Source organism: Rhodoferax sp. (assembly GCF_034520025.1).
GTDB lineage: Bacteria > Pseudomonadota > Gammaproteobacteria > Burkholderiales > Burkholderiaceae_C > Allorhodoferax.
In genome coordinates this window covers 761,506-787,816 of the sequence record NZ_JAXHNZ010000001.1, presented here as the reverse complement: position 1 = coordinate 787,816, position 26,311 = coordinate 761,506, and the positions used below count along the sequence as shown (strand labels likewise).

The window sequence follows — 26,311 nt, the reverse complement described above, 5'->3', positions numbered from 1 at the left end:
ACCCAACACCCGATTGCAGCCAACATCACCTGGGAGTGAGCCATGCTCAACATCTTTACGCTCGCCAACGGGCGACTCTTTCAAGAAGAAATCGAGTCCCTGGAAGAGCTGTCCAAATTCCAACCCATCTGGGTGGATTTGGAATCCCCCACGCTCGAAGAAAAGCGCTGGGTCAAACAGTACTACGGCCTGTCGATCCCGGACGACGCGATGGACGAGGACATCGAAGAGTCCGCCCGCTTTTATGCGGAAGACAACGGTGACCTGCATATCCGCAGTGACTTTTTGATTGCCGATGACGACGAGCCCCGCACCGTCCGCGCCGCCTTTATCTTGAATTTGGTCAACGACGACCTCAAAAGCAAAGGAGTGCTTTTCTCCATCCACGATGAAGACGTCCCGGTCTTCCGGCTGCTGCGCATGCGTGCACGACGCGCCCCGGGCTTGATCGAAGACGCCAAAGAAGTCCTGCTCAAGCTGTTTGACGCGGACGCGGAATATTCAGCGGACACGCTCGAAGGCATTTACGACGAGCTGGAGAAAGTCAGCAAAAAGGTGCTGTCCGGCAACGTGACGGATGCGATTGCCGGCGAGGCACTCGGCGCAATTGCCCGGCACGAAGATTTGAGCGGCCGGATTCGCCGCAACGTGATGGACACTCGGCGCGCGGTGAGCTTCATGATGCGCAGCAAGATGCTCAACGCTGAGCAGTTTGATCAAGCGCGGCAGATTCTGCGAGATATTGACTCGCTGGACTCGCACACCGCGTTCTTGTTCGACAAGATCAACTTTTTGATGGATGCGACCGTCGGCTTCATCAACATCAACCAAAACAAAACTATCAAGATCTTTTCGGTCGCCAGCGTGGCCTTATTGCCGCCGACCCTGATCGCCAGCGTTTACGGCATGAATTTCGAGTTCATGCCTGAGCTCAGGCAAACCTGGGGCTACCCCTATGCACTCGGGCTGATGATTGCCAGCGCCGTGGTGCCGATGTGGTATTTCCACCGACGCGGTTGGCTGAGATAAGAACCATTTCCGCCTTTAGCGCCCGGAAATAGTGTGCAATCAGCTATTATTTTTATAGCAATCGCAGCATTTTGCGCACTATAGCCAACGCATAGACACTGGCAGTCTCCCGCACGAACTGCGGGAAATCGGTGTGGGCAGCGTCATCCGCACAGTCCGAAATAGTGCGAATCGCCACGAAAGGCACCTGATAGTCTGAACAGACTTGGGCTACCGCAGCGCCTTCCATTTCCACCGCCAAGGGATGGAAGCCTGACGCGGCAGCGGCTGCCAGCAGCGCATGCACTTCACTACTGGCACTCACGAAACGGTCGCCGCTAGCGATCAGTCCACAGTGCAGGTCTGCGCGGTAGCGCCCGCCGCGCAGATCCGATTGAACCTCGCGAACCGCCGCACACGCGGCCTCCAGCAACAAGGGATTCGCCGGAAACAAGGATTGGCCCGTCAATGGAATCTCGTAACGGGGGAACAACGGGGAGGCGTCCATATCGTGCTGCAAATAGTGGCTGCCGACCACCACATCACCCACCGCCACCCCGGGCCCAGTGCCGCCGGCAACCCCGGTAAACACCATCCGCTGGACGCCCCACCTGGCAATCAATGCGGTAGCGGTCAGGGCCGCCGCCACTTTGCCGATGCGGGACAGCGTGAGCACTACCCCCTGCCCGTCCAGATGCCCCAACCAGAAAGTGCGCCCGGCGTGCTCCACGCACTCCACCCGGGTCATGCACTCCACCAAGCCGGCCTGCTCCTCGGCCAAGGCACTCAGGATAGCGATCAAGGGGCTTACTTATCCCGCAGCTCGCGGCGCAAAATTTTGCCGACCGGCGTTTTGGGGAGATCTGTCCGGAACTCCACCACTTTAGGCTGTTTGTAGCCGGTGAGGTTCTCTTTGCAGAAAGCGCGCACGTCTTCTTCGCTCAGGTTGGGGTCTTTTTTGACGATCACCAACTTTACGGCTTCGCCGGTTTTGGCGTCTGCCACCCCGACACAGGCGCACTCCAACACACCGGGGATCTGGGTGACCACATCTTCAAGCTCCGTGGGGAACACGTTAAACCCGCTCACAAGGATCATGTCTTTTTTGCGGTCCACGATTTTGAAGAAGCCGCGGGCGTCGACCACCCCGATGTCACCGGTTTTAAAGTAGCCATCGGGCGTCATGACCTTGGCCGTCTCGTCCGGCCGCTGCCAATAACCCGCCATCACTTGCGGGCCTTTGATGGCAATCTCTCCACTCTGCCCTTGCGCGACCTCTATGCCCTCATCATCCAAGAGCTTCATGTAGGTGCTGGGCAAAGGCACACCGATCGTGCCGGTGAATTCCGTGGAGGTAATCGGGTTGCAACTCACGGTGGGCGAGGTCTCGCTCAGGCCGTACCCTTCGCAAATCGGGCAGCCGGTCTTGTCAAACCACAACTTGGCCACACCGCTCTGAACGGCGGTGCCACCGCCCACTGCAACTTTCAAATGGCTCCAGTCCACCTTGTTGAAGTCGGGGTGATTGGCCAAGCCATTGAACAGGGTGTTCACCGCAGGCAGACTGTGGATAGTGTGCTTGGATAGCTCTTTCAGTACCCCCGGAATGTCACGCGGGTTCGGAATCAAAATGAGCTTGCCACCGGTTCGGACCGACAGCATCATGCCCACCGTAAAGGCGAACACATGGTAGAGCGGCAAGGCACACACCGTGGTGGGCTGCTGATCAGCAGGCACCTTGGCCATGGCCGGTGCATACCAGGCCTCTGACTGCAATGCATTGGCGATGACGTTGCGGTGCAAGAGCACCGCACCTTTGGACACTCCGGTTGTGCCGCCGGTGTACTGCAGGACCGCCACATCGTCGGCCTTGATTTCGGGTTTTTTGAAGGGCGCTTTGGTGCCACGGGCAATGGCCTCGTTGAAACGCACTGCATCCGGCAGGCTGAAAGACGGCACCATCTTTTTGACGTTGCGGACCACGTAGTTCACCATGGTGCCCTTGAGCAGGCCCAAGCGGTCGCCCATGGCGCACAAGACCACGTGCTTGACCGGCGTAGCGGCGATGCACTTCTCCAGCGTGTGAGCAAAGTTCTCAATGATGACGATGGCCTTGGAGCCGGAGTCCTTGAGTTGGTGCTCCAACTCACGGGCGGTGTAAAGCGGGTTCACATTCACCACCACAAAACCGGCCCGCAAAATGGCGGCCACCGCAATCGGGTACTGCGGCACATTGGGCATCATGATGGCGACCCGGTCGCCCTTGCTCAGGCCCAGGCCTTGCAGGTAAGCGGCAAACGCCAAGCTCAAACTGTCGGTCTGACCGAAAGTGACATCTTTGCCCATGAAGTTGTAGGCCACGCGGCTTTCGTATTTGTGAAAGCTTTCTTCCAGCAACGCCACCAAGGAGGAGTATTTGGCAGGGTCGATGTCAGCAGGCACACCTTGTGGGTAGCTGCCGAGCCAAACGCGTTCAGTCATGTCTTGTGTCTCCGGTCAATTTTTATGCAGCCTGCTATTTTGATGCAGACGAACAAGCCCGCCCACGGTGTTTACCTTAGGCGGGCTGTACTTAGGCGTGCGCCTCTATTCGATGGCTTTACCCATGTCCTCGACGACTTTTTTGGCGTCACCGAACACCATCAGGGTCTTGTCCATATAGAACAACTCGTTGTCCAAGCCGGCATAACCCGCCGCCATGGAGCGCTTGTTCACGATGATGGTCTTGGCCTTGTAGGCCTCGAGAATTGGCATGCCGTAGATGGCGCTGCCCTTGGTGTGAGCGGCGGGGTTCACCACGTCGTTGGCGCCTAGGATGATGGCCACATCCGCTTGGCCGAATTCGCCGTTGATGTCCTCCATCTCAAACACCTGGTCGTAGGGCACTTCAGCTTCCGCCAGCAGCACGTTCATGTGACCGGGCATACGGCCCGCTACCGGGTGGATGGCGTATTTGACGGTGATGCCCTTCTCAGTGAGCTTGGCAGCCAGTTCTTTGACGGCGTGCTGAGCGCGGGCTACAGCCAAGCCGTAGCCGGGCACGATCACCACGGTTTCAGCATTGCCCAACACAAAGGCGGCGTCGTCTGCGCTGCCGCTTTTGACGGAGCGCTGTACCGCGGCACCCGCCGGGCCAGAGGACGCTTCGCCGCCGAAGCCGCCCAGAATCACGTTGAAGAACGAGCGGTTCATCGCCTTGCACATGATGTAACTCAGGATGGCGCCGCTGGAGCCGACCAGAGATCCAGCAATGATAAGCATGCTGTTGTTCAAGCTGAAGCCGATACCGGCTGCCGCCCAGCCGGAGTAGCTGTTGAGCATAGACACCACCACCGGCATGTCGGCACCGCCGATGGGGATGATGATGAGAACGCCCATCACGAAACTGAGCGCCAGCATCACAAAGAACGCAGTCCAGTTTTCGGTGAAGGCAAACATCAAACCCAAGCCCAGAGTGGCAAGACCCAACACCAGATTGAGCTTGTGCTGACCGGCGAACTGCACCGGTGCGCCCTGGAACAAGCGGAACTTGTATTTGCCACTGAGCTTGCCGAATGCGATGACCGAGCCGCTGAAGGTGATGGCGCCAATGGCCGCACCCAAGAACAACTCGAAGCGGTTGCCGGTGGGGATGGCCTCGCCCTTGGCGGCAATGCTGAAGGCCCAAGGCTCAGCCACCGCAGCCACGGCAATGAACACCGCCGCCAACCCGATCATGCTGTGCATGAAGGCCACCAGCTCGGGCATCTTGGTCATCTCCACGCGCTTGGCCATCAGCGTGCCAGCCGTGCCCCCCACCAACAAGGCACCCAGCACCCACACCATGCCGGCCATACCGTCCTGGCCAAGTTGCCCTGCGAGTTTGAAGATCAAGGCGCCGGTCGTGAAGACGGCCACGCCCATGCCCACCATGCCAAATACATTGCCGCGAATAGACGTCGTGGGATGCGAGAGCCCCTTGAGCGCTTGAATAAAACAGACGCTGGCGAAGAGATACAACAGAGTGACGAGGTTCAGGCTCATTCTTTAACTCCTGCGGTGGGGGCTTTCTTCTCTTTCTTTTTGAACATCTCCAACATGCGGCGGGTCACCATGAAGCCGCCAAAGACGTTCACGGCAGCGAGTGCAACGGCGAGAACACCCATGGTCTTGCCCAGGCCGGTTTCTGTCAGTGCAGCGGCCAGCATGGCCCCCACAATAACGATGGCCGAAATGGCATTGGTCACGGCCATCAACGGCGTGTGGAGTGCGGGCGTCACGGTCCAGACCACGTGGTAACCCACGTAAATGGCTAGCACAAAGATGATCAGGTTCAGGATAGTGGGGGAAACCATTTCCATGGTGTCGCTCCTTAAGTAAGGGTGGATACGGAGATATGCGTCAACACAGGCCTGTGGAGTGGCGCTTACTTGCGGCGCACTTCACCGCCGTGGGTCACCAGGCAGGCTGCCACGATGTCGTCTTCGAGATCGATATGCAAAGCGCCTTCTTTGTTGAGGATCAACTTCAAGAAATCCAACACGTTGCGCGCATAGAGGGAAGACGCGTCGGCCGCCACCAGTGCAGGCAGGTTGGTTTCGCCGATCAGGGTGACGCCATGTTTGACGACGGTTTTGTCAGCCTCGGACAGCGGGCAATTGCCTCCACCATTCGGCCCCTTACCCGCGGCGATGTCCACAATCACAGAACCGGGTTTCATGGACTTGACCATGTCCTCGGTGATCAGGGTGGGGGCTGCGCGACCGGGAATCAGCGCGGTGCTGATCACCACATCGGCCTGCGCCACGCGCTTGGCAACTTCAGCTTTCTGGCGGTCCAGCCAGCTCTGGGGCATGGGTTTGGCGTAACCGCCCACGCCTACAGCGGCTTCTTTTTCTTCATCCGTCTCGTAAGGAACGTCGATGAACTTGCCCCCCAGGGACTCCACTTGCTCTTTGACGCTGGGGCGCACGTCGGAGGCTTCAATGACAGCGCCTAGGCGCTTGGCGGTGGCAATTGCCTGCAAACCGGCCACGCCGACCCCCAAAATCACCACGCGGGCGGCTTTGACCGTACCGGCAGCTGTCATGAGCATCGGGAAGAAGCGCTGATATTTGTCGGCCGCCATCATCACGGCTTTGTAGCCGGCAATATTGGCCTGGCTGGAAAGCACATCCATGCTTTGTGCGCGTGTGGTGCGGGGTGCCGCCTCGAGGGCATAGGCATTGAGCTTGGCGGCTGCCAAGCGCTGCAGGCCTTCTGCATCAAACGGGTTGAGCATGCCCACCAAGGTGGCACCAGCCGTCATCAACGCGGCTTCTGCCTCCGTAGGGGTACGAACCTTGAGGACCAAGTCGCAGCTGAGCGCACCCGCCGCATCGGTGATGTCCGCGCCCGCAGCCACATAGGCCTCGTCCGTCACACTGGCTGCCACCCCAGCGCCGCTTTGGATACGAACCGTATGCCCTTGAGACTTCAGCTTTTTGACTGTTTCCGGGGTCACGGCAACTCGGGTCTCGCCCGCTAATGTTTCAGCGGGTACGCCTATCTGCATGCGGCTCTCCTATAAAGGTTGGATTCAAGCTGTCAGCAAGCTTACATGAGTTTCCCTGCATGCCATAGGGCTAAAGCTGCGAGTTTCGCCAAAGACTTTTGCGCTCAATGCACATAATCGAACATGATTGAACGATGGAAACCCAGTGTGACGGTGGCCGCGGTAATTGAACGCGACGGGCGCTTCTTGTTGGTCGAGGAGCACACCCCGGAGGGACTGCGGCTCAACAATCCGGCAGGCCATCTGGACCCGGGGGAATCGCCCGCCCAAGGCTGCGTGCGGGAGACACTGGAAGAAACCGCCCACCTCATGGAGCCCACCGCCTTGGTGGGCGTGTACCTCTCGCGGTTTGTAAGGCGCACTGCAAGCGGTACCGAAGACATCACCTACGTGCGGTTTGCCTTCTGCGGCACCGTCGGCCCTGAGCTGCAAGGGCGCAGTTTGGATGCCGGCATCGTAAGAACCTTGTGGCTCACGCCCGAAGAGGTTCGCGCCAGCCACGAGCGGCACCGCAGTCCCTTGGTTTTGCAGTGCATGGAGGACTACCTGCGCGGCCAGCGCTTCCCCTTGTCATTGGTACACACCGACCCCAGCCTGCTGAGCGCCACAGAATTGCTATAAAAATAATAGCTGCATGCGCATATTCCGCGTGGACCAGAGGTCTTTTTTACATAAAATCCAGCCAGCCATCGCGCCGACTAAAATGCCGGCATGAGCAAGCAAAGAATTGTGGTTGGATTGAGCGGCGGTGTCGACTCTGCGGTCACGGCCCACCTGCTAAAGCAGCAAGGCCATGAGGTCGTCGGCATTTTCATGAAAAACTGGGAGGATGACGACGACAGTGAATACTGCTCCTCCAACATCGACTTCGTGGATGCCGCAGCCGTGGCCGATGTGTTGGGCATTGAAATCGAACACGTCAACTTTGCAGCCGAATACCGTGACCGGGTGTTTGCGGAGTTCTTGCAGGAGTACCAGGCCGGGCGCACGCCCAACCCCGACATTCTCTGCAACGCAGAAATTAAGTTCAAGGCATTCTTAGACCACGCCATGCGCTTAGGCGCCGAAAAAATTGCCACCGGGCACTACGCCCGAGTGCGCTTCAATGAGGCCAATGGCCAACATGAGCTGCTCAAAGGCTTGGATCCCGCCAAGGACCAGAGCTACTTTTTGCATCGGCTGAATCAGGCGCAATTGTCCAAAACGCTGTTTCCAGTGGGTGAGCTTCATAAAACCGAAGTGCGCCGGATCGCAGACGACATCGGGCTGCCCAATGCCAAGAAGAAAGACTCTACGGGCATTTGCTTTATCGGGGAGCGCCCTTTCCGCGACTTCTTGAATCGCTACATCTCCAAAGAGCCCGGGCCGATCAAAAACCCCAAAGGCCACACCATCGGGGAGCATGTCGGCCTGTCGTTCTACACCCTGGGCCAGCGCCAGGGCTTGGGCATAGGTGGCATCAAGGCCAAAGGCGCGCAGCGCGGCAGCGGCGACCACAATCCCTGGTTTGTAGCGCGCAAGGATTTGGACAACAACACCTTGTGGGTCGTTCAGGGCCATGACCACCCTTGGTTGCTGTCAGACAGCTTGTCGGCGCTGAACGCAAGCTGGGTTGCAGGCACTCCGCCGGCCCCGCAAACTGCAGGGGCAAAAACACGCTACCGCCAAGCCGATGCACCCTGCACCTTCCAAGCCGATGGGGTGGCCACGTTCGCATTGCAGTTTCCGCAGGCGCAGTGGGCCGTGACGCCGGGCCAATCCGCCGTGCTGTACCAAGGCGAGGTTTGTTTGGGTGGGGGCGTGATTGAGCAGGCCTCTGCACTTGCTAGGTGAAAGCCCGCCGCACTGCCATCGCCTCAGCAAATATTCGTAAAAACCAGGGCTTTTTTGCCTTCGGAATTTGAAGTTGCAGTGCTAGTATGAATGCGCTTGGGCGCACGCTCCAGCCCACCCGTTACCTTGAGGATGTGCCTGTTATGTTTCACGTGCTGAGAAATGAAGATGGCTCGATTGCCTCGCTCGCTCGTACGGAAAGACCCGGCGGCGAACTGCTTCCGGATGACCACCCGGCGATTCAGGCGTTCCTGAAAGGTAGCAGCGGGAACGTATCCAGCTTCAGCGAGGCGGACGCAGAGTTTGTGCGGGTTCTGGAAGACCTGATAGACACTCTGATTGTGAAAAACATCATCCGGCACACCGATCTCCCCGTCGCCGCACAACAGAAAATCACCCGTCGCAAGGGCCTGCGCAATCGAATGCAAGGCGCTTTGAATCTATTAGGCGATGACCAGCGTATTATTTGAATGACTGTGCAATTGCCCACCTCCGCCGTAATCACGCCGCCCCCCAACAGTGGCTGGCGCATCAGTGAGCACAGCACACACGTCGATCCTTTGCTGGATAGTTTGGTTTCGCTGGCGCGGATCTACGGGATCACGACTACGCAAGCCGCTGTGTCAGCGGGTCTCCCCCTGGAAAACAACCTGATCACCCCGGCGCTGTTTCCCCGCGCTGCGGCCCGGGCAGGGCTGACTGCCCGCTTGGCGCGACGTAAACTAGACGATCTGCGCCCCGGACTCTTGCCGGTCATTTTGCTTTTGCAAAACAAACAAGCCTGCGTGTTTCTGGAATGGGTGGAAACCGATCAAGCGCGCGTGCGTTTTCCGGAGAGCGGCGAGTCTGGTGACGTGATCAGTCGCAAGGATTTGGAGGCTTTGTTTTCGGGAGTGGTGTTTTTTGTCCGCCCGGTGTTCAAATTTGATCCACGAACCCCGGCCACCGGTGAGCTCAAATCCAAGCATTGGTTCTGGAGCGTGGTGTTCCAGAATTGGCGCCTGTACCGTGACAGCTTGATTGCAGCGCTGCTGATCAACCTGTTTGCGCTGGCCATGCCGATGTTTTCGATGACGGTGTATGACCGCGTAGTCCCCAACCGTGCGGAAGAAACGCTGTGGGTGCTCACGGTAGGTGTCATTCTCATGATGCTGTTTGATACGGTGCTGCGGACGATGCGCGCATATATATTGGACACGGCCGGCAAGCGGATTGACGTGACACTGTCTGCGCGCATCATGGAGCGGGTGCTTGGCTTAAAGATGTCTGACCGGCCAGCGTCGGTCGGGTCTTTTGCCGCCAACCTCCGGGCGTTTGAGTCTGTTCGCGACTTTGTGGCGTCGGCCACGATCACGACGATTGTCGACCTGCCCTTTGTGCTGGTGTTCTTCCTGGCGCTGATCTGGATCTCGCCCTGGCTGGCAATACCCCCGCTTGTCTGCATCGTGCTGTTATTGATCGTATCCCTGATAACCCAGCGCAAGATGCAAGAGCTGGTCGAAACCTCCCAACGGGCCACATCCCAGCGAAACGCGACCTTGGTAGAGAGCCTTGTGGGTATTGAAACCATCAAATTCATGGTGGCGGAAAGCAGCTTTCAGCGACAGTGGGAGCAGAGCACCGTGTTCTTGGCGCAAACCAGCACAAAGCTGAAACTGCTGTCTAACGGAACCATGAACTTTGCACAGGCCATGCAGCAATTGGTGTCTGTCACCAGCATCATCGCGGGGGTGTATTTGCTGATTGCTAACCAAGTCAGCATGGGCGCCATCATTGCTGCGTCTATGTTGGCGGGTCGCGCGATGGCGCCATTTGGTCAGGTCGCAGGCCTTTTGTTGCAGTACCACAGCGCAAAAAGCGGCTTGGCGTCGGTAGACATGCATATGCAACAGCAACCCGAAAGAAGTGAAGACACCGCGTACCTTCACCGGGGCAGCTTTCAAGGCACCATCGAGTTCAAAAATGTGAGCTTTACTTACCCGGGGCAGGAGCAATCGGTATTGAGCAACGTCACATTCAAAATCCAGGCTGGCGAGAAGGTGGCCTTCATTGGGCGTATTGGGTCGGGCAAATCCACGATCCAAAGACTGATTTTGGGTCTGCAGCAACCGACAGAGGGGGCAATCCTGATCGATGGCATCGACGCGCGGCAGATTGATCCTGCCGAGTTGCGCCGGGCCGCAGGCTTCGTGTCGCAAGACGTGAGTCTCTTTTACGGCACTTTGAAAGAAAACATTGCGCTGGGCGCGCCTTTCGCAGACGACCAAGACATTCTGGCTGCAGCTGAAGTGGCAGGAGTCACCGAGTTTGCCAACAAGCACCCCAAAGGCTTTGACATGACCATCGGCGAGCGGGGTGAGTCCCTCTCAGGCGGGCAGCGGCAAGCAGTCGGCATCGCACGCGCCGTTCTTAATGACAGTCCGATGCTGCTTTTCGACGAGCCCAGCAGTGCGATGGACCACCAGAGCGAAGACGCCTTGAAGAGTCGCCTGAAGCGGTTCTGTTCCGGCAAAACCATGGTGCTGGTCACACACAGGACCTCGCTGCTTGAATTGGTGGACCGGCTGATCGTGATCGATAGCGGCAAGATCGTCGCAGATGGCCCCAAGGCACAGGTGGTGGAAGCACTGCAAAGCGGCCGTATTGGGAGGGCCTCTTGATGGATACCCCACCCAAAGAAAAAGCTTGGTGGATTCGATTGTGGGAGCGCATCTATGGCTTCTGCTCCCCTGCACTAGACCGGGCGTTGGACCTCACGGCGTCTAAAAAGGCCAGTCTCGACAGTGATTTTGATGCCAGCGCTGACTGGGCTATCGCAGAGCAGACGCCCCATGGGGCAAGAATCATCGTGTGGCTCAGTGCGCTGACCGTTGCAGTTTTGATAGTCTGGGCGGCATTGGCCGAGCTCGATGAAGTTACCCGAGGTGAAGGGAAAGTCATTCCTTCACGACAAATTCAGATTTTGCAAAGCCTGGATGGCGGCATCGTCTCCGAGATATTGGCCAGAGAAGGTCAAGTGGTAAAAACCGGCGACCTTTTGCTGAAGGTGGACCCGACACGGATGGTGTCGTCCCTGCGTGAAAACCAGTCGCAATACTTGTCACTCTTGGCTAAGGCCGCCCGCCTGAAGGCTCTGGCGGAAGGCTCGCGGTTTGTGCCCCCAGAAGAAGTGCTTAAAGAGGCGCCGCTGCTGGTCGAGCAAGAGAGGGCCCTGTATGAATCCCGCCGTGCCGAATTGGATGCGACAGTCGGGGTAGCGCGTCAACAATCGTCCCAACGATCGCAGGAGTTGATCTCTGTGCGCGCAAGGCGGGAGCAAGCAGCCCAGAGCTTTACCCTTACCGCCCGTGAGTTAGAGCTCACACGTCCGCTGGTCAAGTCCGGCGCTGTTTCTGACGTGGAGCTTCTGCGTTTGGAACGGGATGTCGCCCGGTACCGGGGTGAAAGAGACAGTGCGAACGCGGACATTCCACGGCTGGAATCCGCTGTTGCCGAGTCCAACCGAAAAATTCAGGAAGTGGAATTGACCTTCCGTAACATTGCGCGCTCTGAACTGAGTGAAACCAGTGCAAAACTGAGTGCGTTGTCTGAGGGCAGCACTGCACTTGAAGACCGGGTCAAACAAACCGAGATTCGATCGCCGGTAAACGGCACAGTCAAACAATTGCGCGTCAATACCGTGGGTGGGGTGGTGCAACCGGGCAAAGACTTGATTGAACTGGTTCCCTCTGACGACGCACTGCTGCTTGAGGCGCGCGTGTTGCCCAGAGATATTGCATTCTTGCGCCCCGGGCAAAAGGCATTGGTCAAGTTCACCGCTTATGACTTTGCCGTTTACGGCGGACTGGAAGCAACCCTCGAACAGATCAGCGCGGATAGCGTCATCGACGAAAAAGGGAATGCCTTTTTTGTGGTTAAAGTTCGCACGCTTGCCACCACCATCGGGCAAAAAAACCTGCCCATCATTCCTGGGATGGTGGCGGAGGTCGACATACTTACTGGAAAGAAGTCAGTACTAGCTTACTTGATGAAGCCTATCCTGCGAGCCAAATCCAACGCAATGACTGAACGATGAGACAAAACTCCGCGCCCCTGCTCGTCAGCAGCGATCCCGGCTTACTGAGGCACTGGCGGAGTGCGCTGGGCATCGAGTCGCCGATTGAGCTCGGCAGTTTCGCTGCCTTGAAAGGTCTGGTGCGCCGAACTGGTGACATCGTCTGGCTGGATTTGGCAGTGGCCGATATTCCCCCGTGGTCTGACCCTGTTTGGAACGAGCTGCTGCAACACAAAAAGCTGCGGATTCTGGCCGCCAGCTCTTACCCCAAGGACGAAGAGGCCATGATCGCGCTGGATAGAGGGTGTGCGGGCTACTGCCATGCGTTCGCAGACCCGGAAACGCTTCTTCAGGTCCACCAGGTGACTTCGGCCGACCATGTGTGGATCGGGCAACAACTGATGCAGCAATTGATCCAACGGGCCAATAGCGCAATGCCGATGAACAAACCGGTCCCGACCCTTTGGGCCGAACAACTGACCTCACGGGAGCGGGAAATCGCATCACTCGCAGCACATGGCGCGGCCAACGCGGTGATTGCAGCCCAATGCGACATCACCGAAAGAACGGTCAAAGCGCATTTGAGCGCTGTTTTTGAAAAACTGGGCGTTACGGACCGCCTGCAACTTGCGTTAAAAGTTCACGGGATCCAATAATTTTCGAAAACCTGTACTCCGGGACAATAGCTAAGACAGTTCAAAGGCTCTACATTGGTCAGTATTCAATGCTGATTCTGGAGTTTTTGACATGGCTACATCCCAAGTTTCCGCCCAAGCCCGTGGCGTCGTCGTAATTTTGCAGGGCAACGCATGGGTCGTATCTCCGGACGGAACTAAGCGTGCCATCAAGGTCGGCGACGAAATCCAAGAGGGTCAAGTCGTCATCACCGAGAACGGGACTCGCTTAGAGTTGGCTTTACCCAATGGGCAAGCCATCAGCTTGGAAGCTGGCAGAGAGCTGTTGATCGACGCCAATCTGCTGGGATTGAGCCCTACCGATGCCACTGAAGCCGCCTTACGGGACCTGAATAGCGGTTCAGCAGCCATTGAACAAATCATTGCGTCAGGCGGAGACCTGAGCACACAGCTCGAAGCGACCGCGGCCGGCCTCTCCGGCGGTGATGCCAGTGACTCTCATAGCTTCGTTCGCGTCATGCGAATCAATGAGTCCCTCAGTACAGCCTCCATTGATCGCGGCGCTGACACCCAAGAAACAGTCTTTGTACAAGAAAACGCCGCTACGCCTGCGGCACCAAGCATTGCCGGCATTAGCAACCCTGTACAGACTGAAGGCAACGTCTTGGTTTTCAGTGTCGCGCTCAATGCAAGTTCATCGGTGATTTCGACCTTTTCATTCAATTTAGGAGGTGGCTCGGCGATCAACTCGGATTACGGAAGTCCCACATTCAGCAATGGGGTCACGTTCGATCCCATTGGAAAAACGATTTCTGTCCCGCCAGGCGTGATTGGTTTTACCGTTTCTGTGCCGACTACGAATGATGCGGTCTTCGAGGGTAATGAAAGCGTTCCTATCGATATCGGCGGCGTCACCGGGACCGGAACCATATTGGATAACGACACCCCTTCTCTGGTCATCGCCGGCCCGGCCACCGTCAACGAAGCCGCAGGCACCCTGACCTACACCGTCACCCTGTCCAATGCCGCCAGCGGCCCCATCACCGTGGCCTACAACGCCACCAGTGGCACCGCCACTTCCGGCTCCGACTTCGCCGCCACCACCGGCATCCTGACGTTTGCCCCGGGCGTGACCAGCCAGACGTTTACCGTAGATATTTCCAACGACACCACGTTTGAAGGTGCCGAGAACTTCTCCGTCAATCTGTCGGCCCCCACCGGCGGCGCCACCATTGCCACCGGCTCCGTGACCACCACCATCAATGACGATGGCACCGGCGGCCCTCCCGGCTCCGACAACGACACCCCCGTCTTGTCCGTGGCCAACATCTCCGTCGCAGAAGGCGCCAGCGCCGTCTTCACCGTGAGCATCTCCAACCCCAGCACCAGCCCGGTGGTTTTCACACCAACCCTGGCCAGTGGCTCTGCCACCCTGGGCACCGATACCGCCGCCGCAAGCAACCTGGAGTTCAACAGCGGCACCGACGCCGCTCCCGTGTGGACTCCTGTGACCGGCAATGTGACCATCCCCGCAGGGGCCACCTCCGTGCAGCTGCGCCTGGCCACCACCGATGATGTGATCTCCGAAGGGCCCGAGTCCTTCACCCTCACCGCCACTCCGGTCTCCGGCGCCACCACCACGCCTGCCTCCGGCACCGCCACCATCACCGATAACGACGGTACGCCCCAGTTCTCCATCAATGACGTCACCGTCAATGAGGGCGCAGGCACCATCACCTTCACCGTCACCCTGTCCAACCCAGGCTCCAGCGCTTTGACTGTGGACTACGCCGCCGCCAGCGGCACCGCCTCCGTGGGCGCCGCCGGTAGCGACGTCACCGCAGGCTCCAGCGCTTTGGCTGGCACCTTGACCTTCGCCCCCGGCGTGCTCACCCAGACCGTGACCCTCAACGTCACCAATGACGCCGTCTACGAGGTCAGCGAGGCCTTTACCGTCAATCTCTCCAACGCCTCTGCCGGCTCTGCCATTGCCGATAACTCCGGCTCGGGCACCATCCGTGACGACGGCACCGGCTCGCCTCCGGGCGGCCCCACCGATAACGATGCGCCTAGCCTGGTCATCGCCGGCCCGGCCACCGTCAACGAAGCCGCAGGCACCCTGACCTACACCGTCACCCTGTCCAATGCCGCCAGCGGCCCCATCACCGTGGCCTACAACGCCACCAGTGGCACCGCCACTTCCGGCTCCGACTTCGCCGCCACCACCGGCATCCTGACGTTTGCCCCGGGCGTGACCAGCCAGACGTTTACCGTAGATATTTCCAACGACACCACGTTTGAAGGTGCCGAGAACTTCTCCGTCAATCTGTCGGCCCCCACCGGCGGCGCCACCATTGCCACCGGCTCCGTGACCACCACCATCAATGACGATGGCACCGGCGGCCCTCCCGGCTCCGACAACGACACCCCCGTCTTGTCCGTGGCCAACATCTCCGTCGCAGAAGGCGCCAGCGCCGTCTTCACCGTGAGCATCTCCAACCCCAGCACCAGCCCGGTGGTTTTCACACCAACCCTGGCCAGTGGCTCTGCCACCCTGGGCACCGATACCGCCGCCGCAAGCAACCTGGAGTTCAACAGCGGCACCGACGCCGCTCCCGTGTGGACTCCTGTGACCGGCAATGTGACCATCCCCGCAGGGGCCACCTCCGTGCAGCTGCGCCTGGCCACCACCGATGATGTGATCTCCGAAGGGCCCGAGTCCTTCACCCTCACCGCCACTCCGGTCTCCGGCGCCACCACCACGCCTGCCTCCGGCACCGCCACCATCACCGATAACGACGGTACGCCCCAGTTCTCCATCAATGACGTCACCGTCAATGAGGGCGCAGGCACCATCACCTTCACCGTCACCCTGTCCAACCCAGGCTCCAGCGCTTTGACTGTGGACTACGCCGCCGCCAGCGGCACCGCCTCCGTGGGCGCCGCCGGTAGCGACGTCACCGCAGGCTCCAGCGCTTTGGCTGGCACCTTGACCTTCGCCCCCGGCGTGCTCACCCAGACCGTGACCCTCAACGTCACCAATGACGCCGTCTACGAGGTCAGCGAGGCCTTTACCGTCAATCTCTCCAACGCCTCTGCCGGCTCTGCCATTGCCGATAACTCCGGCTCGGGCACCATCCGTGACGACGGCACCGGCTCGCCTCCGGGCGGCCCCACCGATAACGATGCGCCTAGCCTGGTCATCGCCGGCCCGGCCACCGTCAACGAAGCCGCAGGCACCCTGACCTACACCGTCACCCTGTCCAATGCCGCCAGCGGCCCCATCACCGTGGCCTACAACGCCACCAGTGGCACCGCCACTTCCGGCTCCGACTTCGCCGCCACCACCGGCATCCTGACGTTTGCCCCGGGCGTGACCAGCCAGACGTTTACCGTAGATATTTCCAACGACACCACGTTTGAAGGTGCCGAGAACTTCTCCGTCAATCTGTCGGCCCCCACCGGCGGCGCCACCATTGCCACCGGCTCCGTGACCACCACCATCAATGACGATGGCACCGGCGGCCCTCCCGGCTCCGACAACGACACCCCCGTCTTGTCCGTGGCCAACATCTCCGTCGCAGAAGGCGCCAGCGCCGTCTTCACCGTGAGCATCTCCAACCCCAGCACCAGCCCGGTGGTTTTCACACCAACCCTGGCCAGTGGCTCTGCCACCCTGGGCACCGATACCGCCGCCGCAAGCAACCTGGAGTTCAACAGCGGCACCGACGCCGCTCCCGTGTGGACTCCTGTGACCGGCAATGTGACCATCCCCGCAGGGGCCACCTCCGTGCAGCTGCGCCTGGCCACCACCGATGATGTGATCTCCGAAGGGCCCGAGTCCTTCACCCTCACCGCCACTCCGGTCTCCGGCGCCACCACCACGCCTGCCTCCGGCACCGCCACCATCACCGATAACGACGGTACGCCCCAGTTCTCCATCAATGACGTCACCGTCAATGAGGGCGCAGGCACCATCACCTTCACCGTCACCCTGTCCAACCCAGGCTCCAGCGCTTTGACTGTGGACTACGCCGCCGCCAGCGGCACCGCCTCCGTGGGCGCCGCCGGTAGCGACGTCACCGCAGGCTCCAGCGCTTTGGCTGGCACCTTGACCTTCGCCCCCGGCGTGCTCACCCAGACCGTGACCCTCAACGTCACCAATGACGCCGTCTACGAGGTCAGCGAGGCCTTTACCGTCAATCTCTCCAACGCCTCTGCCGGCTCTGCCATTGCCGATAACTCCGGCTCGGGCACCATCCGTGACGACGGCACCGGCTCGCCTCCGGGCGGCCCCACCGATAACGATGCGCCTAGCCTGGTCATCGCCGGCCCGGCCACCGTCAACGAAGCCGCAGGCACCCTGACCTACACCGTCACCCTGTCCAATGCCGCCAGCGGCCCCATCACCGTGGCCTACAACGCCACCAGTGGCACCGCCACTTCCGGCTCCGACTTCGCCGCCACCACCGGCATCCTGACGTTTGCCCCGGGCGTGACCAGCCAGACGTTTACCGTAGATATTTCCAACGACACCACGTTTGAAGGTGCCGAGAACTTCTCCGTCAATCTGTCGGCCCCCACCGGCGGCGCCACCATTGCCACCGGCTCCGTGACCACCACCATCAATGACGATGGCACCGGCGGCCCTCCCGGCTCCGACAACGACACCCCCGTCTTGTCCGTGGCCAACATCTCCGTCGCAGAAGGCGCCAGCGCCGTCTTCACCGTGAGCATCTCCAACCCCAGCACCAGCCCGGTGGTTTTCACACCAACCCTGGCCAGTGGCTCTGCCACCCTGGGCACCGATACCGCCGCCGCAAGCAACCTGGAGTTCAACAGCGGCACCGACGCCGCTCCCGTGTGGACTCCTGTGACCGGCAATGTGACCATCCCCGCAGGGGCCACCTCCGTGCAGCTGCGCCTGGCCACCACCGATGATGTGATCTCCGAAGGGCCCGAGTCCTTCACCCTCACCGCCACTCCGGTCTCCGGCGCCACCACCACGCCTGCCTCCGGCACCGCCACCATCACCGATAACGACGGTACGCCCCAGTTCTCCATCAATGACGTCACCGTCAATGAGGGCGCAGGCACCATCACCTTCACCGTCACCCTGTCCAACCCAGGCTCCAGCGCTTTGACTGTGGACTACGCCGCCGCCAGCGGCACCGCCTCCGTGGGCGCCGCCGGTAGCGACGTCACCGCAGGCTCCAGCGCTTTGGCTGGCACCTTGACCTTCGCCCCCGGCGTGCTCACCCAGACCGTGACCCTCAACGTCACCAATGACGCCGTCTACGAGGTCAGCGAGGCCTTTACCGTCAATCTCTCCAACGCCTCTGCCGGCTCTGCCATTGCCGATAACTCCGGCTCGGGCACCATCCGTGACGACGGCACCGGCTCGCCTCCGGGCGGCCCCACCGATAACGATGCGCCTAGCCTGGTCATCGCCGGCCCGGCCACCGTCAACGAAGCCGCAGGCACCCTGACCTACACCGTCACCCTGTCCAATGCCGCCAGCGGCCCCATCACCGTGGCCTACAACGCCACCAGTGGCACCGCCACTTCCGGCTCCGACTTCGCCGCCACCACCGGCATCCTGACGTTTGCCCCGGGCGTGACCAGCCAGACGTTTACCGTAGATATTTCCAACGACACCACGTTTGAAGGTGCCGAGAACTTCTCCGTCAATCTGTCGGCCCCCACCGGCGGCGCCACCATTGCCACCGGCTCCGTGACCACCACCATCAATGACGATGGCACCGGCGGCCCTCCCGGCTCCGACAACGACACCCCCGTCTTGTCCGTGGCCAACATCTCCGTCGCAGAAGGCGCCAGCGCCGTCTTCACCGTGAGCATCTCCAACCCCAGCACCAGCCCGGTGGTTTTCACACCAACCCTGGCCAGTGGCTCTGCCACCCTGGGCACCGATACCGCCGCCGCAAGCAACCTGGAGTTCAACAGCGGCACCGACGCCGCTCCCGTGTGGACTCCTGTGACCGGCAATGTGACCATCCCCGCAGGGGCCACCTCCGTGCAGCTGCGCCTGGCCACCACCGATGATGTGATCTCCGAAGGGCCCGAGTCCTTCACCCTCACCGCCACTCCGGTCTCCGGCGCCACCACCACGCCTGCCTCCGGCACCGCCACCATCACCGATAACGACGGTACGCCCCAGTTCTCCATCAATGACGTCACCGTCAATGAGGGCGCAGGCACCATCACCTTCACCGTCACCCTGTCCAACCCAGGCTCCAGCGCTTTGACTGTGGACTACGCCGCCGCCAGCGGCACCGCCTCCGTGGGCGCCGCCGGTAGCGACGTCACCGCAGGCTCCAGCGCTTTGGCTGGCACCTTGACCTTCGCCCCCGGCGTGCTCACCCAGACCGTGACCCTCAACGTCACCAATGACGCCGTCTACGAGGTCAGCGAGGCCTTTACCGTCAATCTCTCCAACGCCTCTGCCGGCTCTGCCATTGCCGATAACTCCGGCTCGGGCACCATCCGTGACGACGGCACCGGCTCGCCTCCGGGCGGCCCCACCGATAACGATGCGCCTAGCCTGGTCATCGCCGGCCCGGCCACCGTCAACGAAGCCGCAGGCACCCTGACCTACACCGTCACCCTGTCCAATGCCGCCAGCGGCCCCATCACCGTGGCCTACAACGCCACCAGTGGCACCGCCACTTCCGGCTCCGACTTCGCCGCCACCACCGGCATCCTGACGTTTGCCCCGGGCGTGACCAGCCAGACGTTTACCGTAGATATTTCCAACGACACCACGTTTGAAGGTGCCGAGAACTTCTCCGTCAATCTGTCGGCCCCCACCGGCGGCGCCACCATTGCCACCGGCTCCGTGACCACCACCATCAATGACGATGGCACCGGCGGCCCTCCCGGCTCCGACAACGACACCCCCGTCTTGTCCGTGGCCAACATCTCCGTCGCAGAAGGCGCCAGCGCCGTCTTCACCGTGAGCATCTCCAACCCCAGCACCAGCCCGGTGGTTTTCACACCAACCCTGGCCAGTGGCTCTGCCACCCTGGGCACCGATACCGCCGCCGCAAGCAACCTGGAGTTCAACAGCGGCACCGACGCCGCTCCCGTGTGGACTCCTGTGACCGGCAATGTGACCATCCCCGCAGGGGCCACCTCCGTGCAGCTGCGCCTGGCCACCACCGATGATGTGATCTCCGAAGGGCCCGAGTCCTTCACCCTCACCGCCACTCCGGTCTCCGGCGCCACCACCACGCCTGCCTCCGGCACCGCCACCATCACCGATAACGACGGTACGCCCCAGTTCTCCATCAATGACGTCACCGTCAATGAGGGCGCAGGCACCATCACCTTCACCGTCACCCTGTCCAACCCAGGCTCCAGCGCTTTGACTGTGGACTACGCCGCCGCCAGCGGCACCGCCTCCGTGGGCGCCGCCGGTAGCGACGTCACCGCAGGCTCCAGCGCTTTGGCTGGCACCTTGACCTTCGCCCCCGGCGTGCTCACCCAGACCGTGACCCTCAACGTCACCAATGACGCCGTCTACGAGGTCAGCGAGGCCTTTACCGTCAATCTCTCCAACGCCTCTGCCGGCTCTGCCATTGCCGATAACTCCGGCTCGGGCACCATCCGTGACGACGGCACCGGCTCGCCTCCGGGCGGCCCCACCGATAACGATGCGCCTAGCCTGGTCATCGCCGGCCCGGCCACCGTCAACGAAGCCGCAGGCACCCTGACCTACACCGTCACCCTGTCCAATGCCGCCAGCGGCCCCATCACCGTGGCCTACAACGCCACCAGTGGCACCGCCACTTCCGGCTCCGACTTCGCCGCCACCACCGGCATCCTGACGTTTGCCCCGGGCGTGACCAGCCAGACGTTTACCGTAGATATTTCCAACGACACCACGTTTGAAGGTGCCGAGAACTTCTCCGTCAATCTGTCGGCCCCCACCGGCGGCGCCACCATTGCCACCGGCTCCGTGACCACCACCATCAATGACGATGGCACCGGCGGCCCTCCCGGCTCCGACAACGACACCCCCGTCTTGTCCGTGGCCAACATCTCCGTCGCAGAAGGCGCCAGCGCCGTCTTCACCGTGAGCATCTCCAACCCCAGCACCAGCCCGGTGGTTTTCACACCAACCCTGGCCAGTGGCTCTGCCACCCTGGGCACCGATACCGCCGCCGCAAGCAACCTGGAGTTCAACAGCGGCACCGACGCCGCTCCCGTGTGGACTCCTGTGACCGGCAATGTGACCATCCCCGCAGGGGCCACCTCCGTGCAGCTGCGCCTGGCCACCACCGATGATGTGATCTCCGAAGGGCCCGAGTCCTTCACCCTCACCGCCACTCCGGTCTCCGGCGCCACCACCACGCCTGCCTCCGGCACCGCCACCATCACCGATAACGACGGTACGCCCCAGTTCTCCATCAATGACGTCACCGTCAATGAGGGCGCAGGCACCATCACCTTCACCGTCACCCTGTCCAACCCAGGCTCCAGCGCTTTGACTGTGGACTACGCCGCCGCCAGCGGCACCGCCTCCGTGGGCGCCGCCGGTAGCGACGTCACCGCAGGCTCCAGCGCTTTGGCTGGCACCTTGACCTTCGCCCCCGGCGTGCTCACCCAGACCGTGACCCTCAACGTCACCAATGACGCCGTCTACGAGGTCAGCGAGGCCTTTACCGTCAATCTCTCCAACGCCTCTGCCGGCTCTGCCATTGCCGATAACTCCGGCTCGGGCACCATCCGTGACGACGGCACCGGCTCGCCTCCGGGCGGCCCCACCGATAACGATGCGCCTAGCCTGGTCATCGCCGGCCCGGCCACCGTCAACGAAGCCGCAGGCACCCTGACCTACACCGTCACCCTGTCCAATGCCGCCAGCGGCCCCATCACCGTGGCCTACAACGCCACCAGTGGCACCGCCACTTCCGGCTCCGACTTCGCCGCCACCACCGGCATCCTGACGTTTGCCCCGGGCGTGACCAGCCAGACGTTTACCGTAGATATTTCCAACGACACCACGTTTGAAGGTGCCGAGAACTTCTCCGTCAATCTGTCGGCCCCCACCGGCGGCGCCACCATTGCCACCGGCTCCGTGACCACCACCATCAATGACGATGGCACCGGCGGCCCTCCCGGCTCCGACAACGACACCCCCGTCTTGTCCGTGGCCAACATCTCCGTCGCAGAAGGCGCCAGCGCCGTCTTCACCGTGAGCATCTCCAACCCCAGCACCAGCCCGGTGGTTTTCACACCAACCCTGGCCAGTGGCTCTGCCACCCTGGGCACCGATACCGCCGCCGCAAGCAACCTGGAGTTCAACAGCGGCACCGACGCCGCTCCCGTGTGGACTCCTGTGACCGGCAATGTGACCATCCCCGCAGGGGCCACCTCCGTGCAGCTGCGCCTGGCCACCACCGATGATGTGATCTCCGAAGGGCCCGAGTCCTTCACCCTCACCGCCACTCCGGTCTCCGGCGCCACCACCACGCCTGCCTCCGGCACCGCCACCATCACCGATAACGACGGTACGCCCCAGTTCTCCATCAATGACGTCACCGTCAATGAGGGCGCAGGCACCATCACCTTCACCGTCACCCTGTCCAACCCAGGCTCCAGCGCTTTGACTGTGGACTACGCCGCCGCCAGCGGCACCGCCTCCGTGGGCGCCGCCGGTAGCGACGTCACCGCAGGCTCCAGCGCTTTGGCTGGCACCTTGACCTTCGCCCCCGGCGTGCTCACCCAGACCGTGACCCTCAACGTCACCAATGACGCCGTCTACGAGGTCAGCGAGGCCTTTACCGTCAATCTCTCCAACGCCTCTGCCGGCTCTGCCATTGCCGATAACTCCGGCTCGGGCACCATCCGTGACGACGGCACCGGCTCGCCTCCGGGCGGCCCCACCGATAACGATGCGCCTACGGTTGCTGTCTCGGTATCTCCTGCCAGCGTGGCAGAAGATGGCGCCACCAACCTGGTGTACACCTTCACCCTGAGCAATCCGTCTGCGTTTGCCACCACGGTGAACTACACCCTCAGCGGCTCGGCCACTAACGGCACCGACTACACCGGCTCGGCCCTCACAGGGACTGTGACCATTCCGGCAGGTTCGACCACGGCCACTATCACCATTGACCCCACAACGGACACCACGTTCGAGGGCAATGAAACGGTCATCGCCACCATCAACAGCGCCACCAGCAACGCAGTGGCTCTTACGGCTACGACCGCTGCGGCCACCGGCACTATCACCAACGATGACACCGCTCCTGTGGTCTCCATCGCCGTGACTCCAAGCACCATCGCTGAAGACGCGGCTGCCGGTAACGTGATGACCTACACCGTCTCCCTGAGCAACCCCAGCTCCGTCGATACGGTGGTCACTTACACCCTCACTGGCTCTGCCACCGAGGGTACCGACTACGTCACCGCGGCGACCCGTACCGTCACTATCCTGGCCGGTCAGACCTCTGCGACTTTCACGGTCGATCCGACCAGCGATACCGTCTTTGAATCCAATGAGTCTGTGATCGCCACTGTGACTACCGCCACCGGCGGGGCCACTGTCAGTGCGACCAATAATGTCGCCACCGGCACTATCACCGACAACGACCAGCCTACGGTTGCTGTCTCGGTCTCTCCTGCCAGCGTGGCAGAAGATGGCGCCACCAACCTGGTGTACACCTTCACCCTGAGCAATCCGTCTGCGTTTGCCACCACGGTGAACTACACCCTCAGCGGCTCGGCCACTAACGGCGCCGACTACACCGGCTCGGCCCTCACAGGGACTGTGACCATTCCGGCAGGCTCGACCACGGCCACCATCACTATTGACCCCACAACGGACACCACGTTCGAGGGCAATGAAACGGTTATCGCCACCATCACCAGCGCCACCAGCAACGCGGTGGCTCTGACGGCCACGACCGCTGCGGCCACCGGCACTATCACCAACGATGATTTCGCACCTGTATTGGATCTGGACATCAACAACTCCAGTACCGCCACAGGAGCGAACTTCATTACGAGCTACACCGAGAATGGTGCTCCTATATCGATTTCTGACTCAGACATCACTATCACGGATGCAAATGGCACCAACCTCGCTAGTGCCACCATTACGCTGACAAACGGACAAACGGGCGATGTATTGGCTGTAGGAAGCTTGCCTTCGGGCATTGCAGCATCAATCACGGGCAATGTCATTACCCTGACGGGGAATGCTAACTTGGCGAATTACCAAGATGCCATCCGCGCCATCACCTTTGCCAGCACAAGCGAAAACCCCAGCAACATTGCTCGCACTATAGAAGTAGTGGTGAATGACGGGGCGAACGCGTCAAACACCGCAATTACAACAATCAATGTGGTCAGCGTAAACGACGCACCAATAGTGATTAACCAATCTGCAAGCGTCTCCGAAGAAGGCTTGGCAGTAGGCTTGGCGGATACCACCGGATCACCGGACACCACAAACTTGAAGACTGTTAGCGGCACACTGGTTTCGACCGATGTTGATAGCCCTAGCGCGACTTGGTCTTTCACATCCGCGCCCTCAGGCATCACTTCAAACGGCATTGCGGTGGTCTGGACATTAAGCGGGCAAACCTATACGGGGCGGGCCGGCTCGGTCGATGTAGCAACCATTAGCCTAACAAGCGGTGGCAACTACACCTTTGATTTATTAGCGCCGATTGATCACGCAGGTGCCGGTGAGGATGTAAGGGCACTCAATTTCGTCGTCAGCGCAAATGATGGGGCATTGAGTGGCAGCGGTACGCTGACTATCAACGTTGAAGACGACTCACCATCCACAAGAGCGGTTAGCCACAATATCTATGTCGGCGTAGACGCCCTCAGCGTAAACACATTACAAGCCGGCTTTATCAACGCTGTCCTGGATGACGGCAATGCGCTTGCGGCGACAGAGGGAGGGGATACGGATGCCCAGCGCGAGGTGCTGCGGTGGGGTACGGGCAGCACGCAATCGGGCTACACGTTGGTGGATAACACCTCTTTCACTTCAGCGGCAGGTAATGCTGTTGCGTTGAATCAGTTATTCCAAGTCGGCACGTTTACCCATAACAACTTCCCAGTGACTGGAAATCCGCTGAACTACACTGACCTGACATTGGCATTCAATGTAGTGATCAACGGAGTTACCACGAATGTGCCTTTCACCATTCGCCTAGACCATACGGAAACTCCAAACACCAGTACTCCAACGGATGATGCTTCCCGTGACATCATCACCCTGCCTACCTCTAGCTCCACAATTAATATTGCAGGACAGAATTACGTTGTCAATTTCAATGGATTCAGAGATGCGAATGGCAATTTGGTCACGCAAATCTTTACACAGGAACAACAGGCGTCGAGCTTTGGAATCTTCGCTTCGATCACTACCGTTGAACCATTGCCCACCGCAACCGGAAACGTCTTTGCTCAAGGTGGGGCAGACGGGTTGGCGAACTCCGGTGTTGTATGGAGCGGGACAAGCAGCTTAGGTTCATTCGTTGGCAATAGTGACGGGACTTACACCTTCACAATGAATGAAGCGACACGTGGTGCCATCAGGACGGGTGATCAATTAACCGCCACCTACAACTACACGATTACAGATAAAGATGGAGATACATCCACTAATGTTTTGACATTGAATCTGAGCGGCCATCAAAACTTAGAAGGGACTGCCGCCGCGAATACTTTGACCGGCAGCGATTCCGTGAGCGATATTATTTATGGCTATGCAGGCAATGACACCATTAACGGCCGAGCCGGTAATGATGTCCTCATTGGCGGAGCTGGGAATGACTCGCTCACCGGTGGAACAGGGTCAGATACGTTTAGGTGGTCGCTCAACGACCAAGGGACCAACGCTGCCCAAGCTGTGGACACAGTTACTGACTTCAGTGCTGCTACCTTTGCTTCCGGGGGCGATCGTATCGACTTGCGTGATTTGTTATCAGGCGAAAACAGCGCGACTTTGGATAAGTACTTGCATTTCAGTACAAACGGTACTGAAACTGTGCTTCAAATCAGTACGACAGGCGCATTCACTGCGGGGCATTCAATTGGAGGCACATTTGCGGATGTGACGAACAATACAGTCCAGCGAATCGTGTTCTCCGGTGTAAACCTCACGTCCGGATTTACCACTGACCAGCAACTAATCAATGACTTAATTTCAAAAGGAAAGTTGATTACTGACTAATAGGGTCTGCACAAGAAAGCCGAAGAGAG

The 26,311-nt window shown here is 60.2% G+C and carries 13 protein-coding genes; 8 read left to right on the top strand and 5 right to left on the bottom strand.

The window, feature by feature from the left end; genetic code table 11:
- The first annotated feature begins 42 nt into the window (after window positions 1–42).
- Window positions 43–1,029 carry a magnesium/cobalt transporter CorA gene (gene corA / locus U5L73_RS03670; RefSeq protein WP_322561087.1) on the top strand — a complete coding sequence of 329 codons (987 nt, stop codon included), beginning with the start codon at window positions 43–45 and terminating at the stop codon, window positions 1,027–1,029.
- Window positions 1,030–1,081: 52 nt separating this feature from the next.
- On the opposite strand, the gene U5L73_RS03665 is transcribed toward corA, so the two are convergent.
- The 5 genes from U5L73_RS03665 to U5L73_RS03645 form a co-directional block, all read right to left on the bottom strand.
- Window positions 1,082–1,756, bottom strand: a complete 675-nt coding sequence (locus U5L73_RS03665; RefSeq protein WP_416221275.1) for a 5'-methylthioadenosine/adenosylhomocysteine nucleosidase — start codon at window positions 1,754–1,756, stop codon at window positions 1,082–1,084.
- A 59-nt stretch (window positions 1,757–1,815) separates the two neighbouring features.
- Window positions 1,816–3,489, bottom strand: a complete 1,674-nt coding sequence (locus U5L73_RS03660) for a long-chain-fatty-acid--CoA ligase (RefSeq protein ID WP_322561085.1) — start codon at window positions 3,487–3,489, stop codon at window positions 1,816–1,818.
- 105 nt (window positions 3,490–3,594) lie between these two features.
- Complete coding sequence (locus U5L73_RS03655) at window positions 3,595–5,031, bottom strand: NAD(P)(+) transhydrogenase (Re/Si-specific) subunit beta (RefSeq protein ID WP_322561084.1); 1,437 nt, start codon at window positions 5,029–5,031, stop codon at window positions 3,595–3,597.
- The gene (locus U5L73_RS03650; protein ID WP_322561083.1) at window positions 5,028–5,348 is read right to left on the bottom strand and encodes an NAD(P) transhydrogenase subunit alpha; all 321 of its coding nucleotides are present in this window, start codon (window positions 5,346–5,348) and stop codon (window positions 5,028–5,030) included. Before U5L73_RS03650 ends, U5L73_RS03655 begins: the two co-directional genes overlap by 4 nt.
- Window positions 5,349–5,413: 65 nt before the next feature.
- Window positions 5,414–6,541, bottom strand: coding sequence for a Re/Si-specific NAD(P)(+) transhydrogenase subunit alpha (locus tag U5L73_RS03645; protein ID WP_322561082.1), 1,128 nt, complete (start codon window positions 6,539–6,541; stop codon window positions 5,414–5,416).
- 123 nt (window positions 6,542–6,664) lie between these two features.
- Between U5L73_RS03645 and U5L73_RS03640 the strand changes: the two genes are divergently transcribed.
- From U5L73_RS03640 to U5L73_RS03610, 7 genes are all read left to right on the top strand, one after another.
- Window positions 6,665–7,162, top strand: a complete 498-nt coding sequence (locus U5L73_RS03640; RefSeq protein ID WP_322561081.1) for an NUDIX hydrolase — start codon at window positions 6,665–6,667, stop codon at window positions 7,160–7,162.
- Window positions 7,163–7,252: 90 nt separating this feature from the next.
- On the top strand, window positions 7,253–8,374 hold the full coding sequence (gene mnmA, locus U5L73_RS03635; RefSeq protein ID WP_322561080.1) for a tRNA 2-thiouridine(34) synthase MnmA: 1,122 nt from the start codon (window positions 7,253–7,255) through the stop codon (window positions 8,372–8,374).
- A 143-nt stretch (window positions 8,375–8,517) separates the two neighbouring features.
- Window positions 8,518–8,844 (top strand): hypothetical protein, encoded by a 327-nt coding sequence (locus U5L73_RS03630; protein WP_322561079.1) that lies wholly within the window; start codon window positions 8,518–8,520, stop codon window positions 8,842–8,844.
- Window positions 8,845–11,034 (top strand): type I secretion system permease/ATPase, encoded by a 2,190-nt coding sequence (locus U5L73_RS03625; protein WP_416221258.1) that lies wholly within the window; start codon window positions 8,845–8,847, stop codon window positions 11,032–11,034.
- An 86-nt stretch (window positions 11,035–11,120) separates the two neighbouring features.
- A complete protein-coding gene (locus U5L73_RS03620) occupies window positions 11,121–12,449 on the top strand; it encodes an HlyD family type I secretion periplasmic adaptor subunit (protein WP_322561077.1) in 1,329 nt (442 codons plus the stop codon).
- Entirely contained in the window at window positions 12,446–13,084 is a 639-nt protein-coding gene (locus U5L73_RS03615; RefSeq protein WP_322561076.1) for a response regulator transcription factor, read from the top strand. The genes U5L73_RS03620 and U5L73_RS03615 overlap by 4 nt, the downstream gene beginning before the upstream one ends.
- Window positions 13,085–13,175: 91 nt before the next feature.
- Window positions 13,176–26,282, top strand: coding sequence for a Calx-beta domain-containing protein (locus U5L73_RS03610; protein WP_322561075.1), 13,107 nt, complete (start codon window positions 13,176–13,178; stop codon window positions 26,280–26,282).
- The last annotated feature ends 29 nt before the right edge of the window (window positions 26,283–26,311 follow it).

Coding starts and splice junctions, on each gene's coding strand:
- corA (WP_322561087.1), top strand. CDS start 43: ATGCTCAACATCTTTACGCTCGCCAACGGGCGACTCTTTCAAGAAGAA.
- U5L73_RS03665 (WP_416221275.1), bottom strand. CDS start 1,756: ATGACCCGGGTGGAGTGCGTGGAGCACGCCGGGCGCACTTTCTGGTTG.
- U5L73_RS03660 (WP_322561085.1), bottom strand. CDS start 3,489: ATGACTGAACGCGTTTGGCTCGGCAGCTACCCACAAGGTGTGCCTGCT.
- U5L73_RS03655 (WP_322561084.1), bottom strand. CDS start 5,031: ATGAGCCTGAACCTCGTCACTCTGTTGTATCTCTTCGCCAGCGTCTGT.
- U5L73_RS03650 (WP_322561083.1), bottom strand. CDS start 5,348: ATGGAAATGGTTTCCCCCACTATCCTGAACCTGATCATCTTTGTGCTA.
- U5L73_RS03645 (WP_322561082.1), bottom strand. CDS start 6,541: ATGCAGATAGGCGTACCCGCTGAAACATTAGCGGGCGAGACCCGAGTT.
- U5L73_RS03640 (WP_322561081.1), top strand. CDS start 6,665: ATGATTGAACGATGGAAACCCAGTGTGACGGTGGCCGCGGTAATTGAA.
- mnmA (WP_322561080.1), top strand. CDS start 7,253: ATGAGCAAGCAAAGAATTGTGGTTGGATTGAGCGGCGGTGTCGACTCT.
- U5L73_RS03630 (WP_322561079.1), top strand. CDS start 8,518: ATGTTTCACGTGCTGAGAAATGAAGATGGCTCGATTGCCTCGCTCGCT.
- U5L73_RS03625 (WP_416221258.1), top strand. CDS start 8,845: ATGACTGTGCAATTGCCCACCTCCGCCGTAATCACGCCGCCCCCCAAC.
- U5L73_RS03615 (WP_322561076.1), top strand. CDS start 12,446: ATGAGACAAAACTCCGCGCCCCTGCTCGTCAGCAGCGATCCCGGCTTA.
- U5L73_RS03610 (WP_322561075.1), top strand. CDS start 13,176: ATGGCTACATCCCAAGTTTCCGCCCAAGCCCGTGGCGTCGTCGTAATT.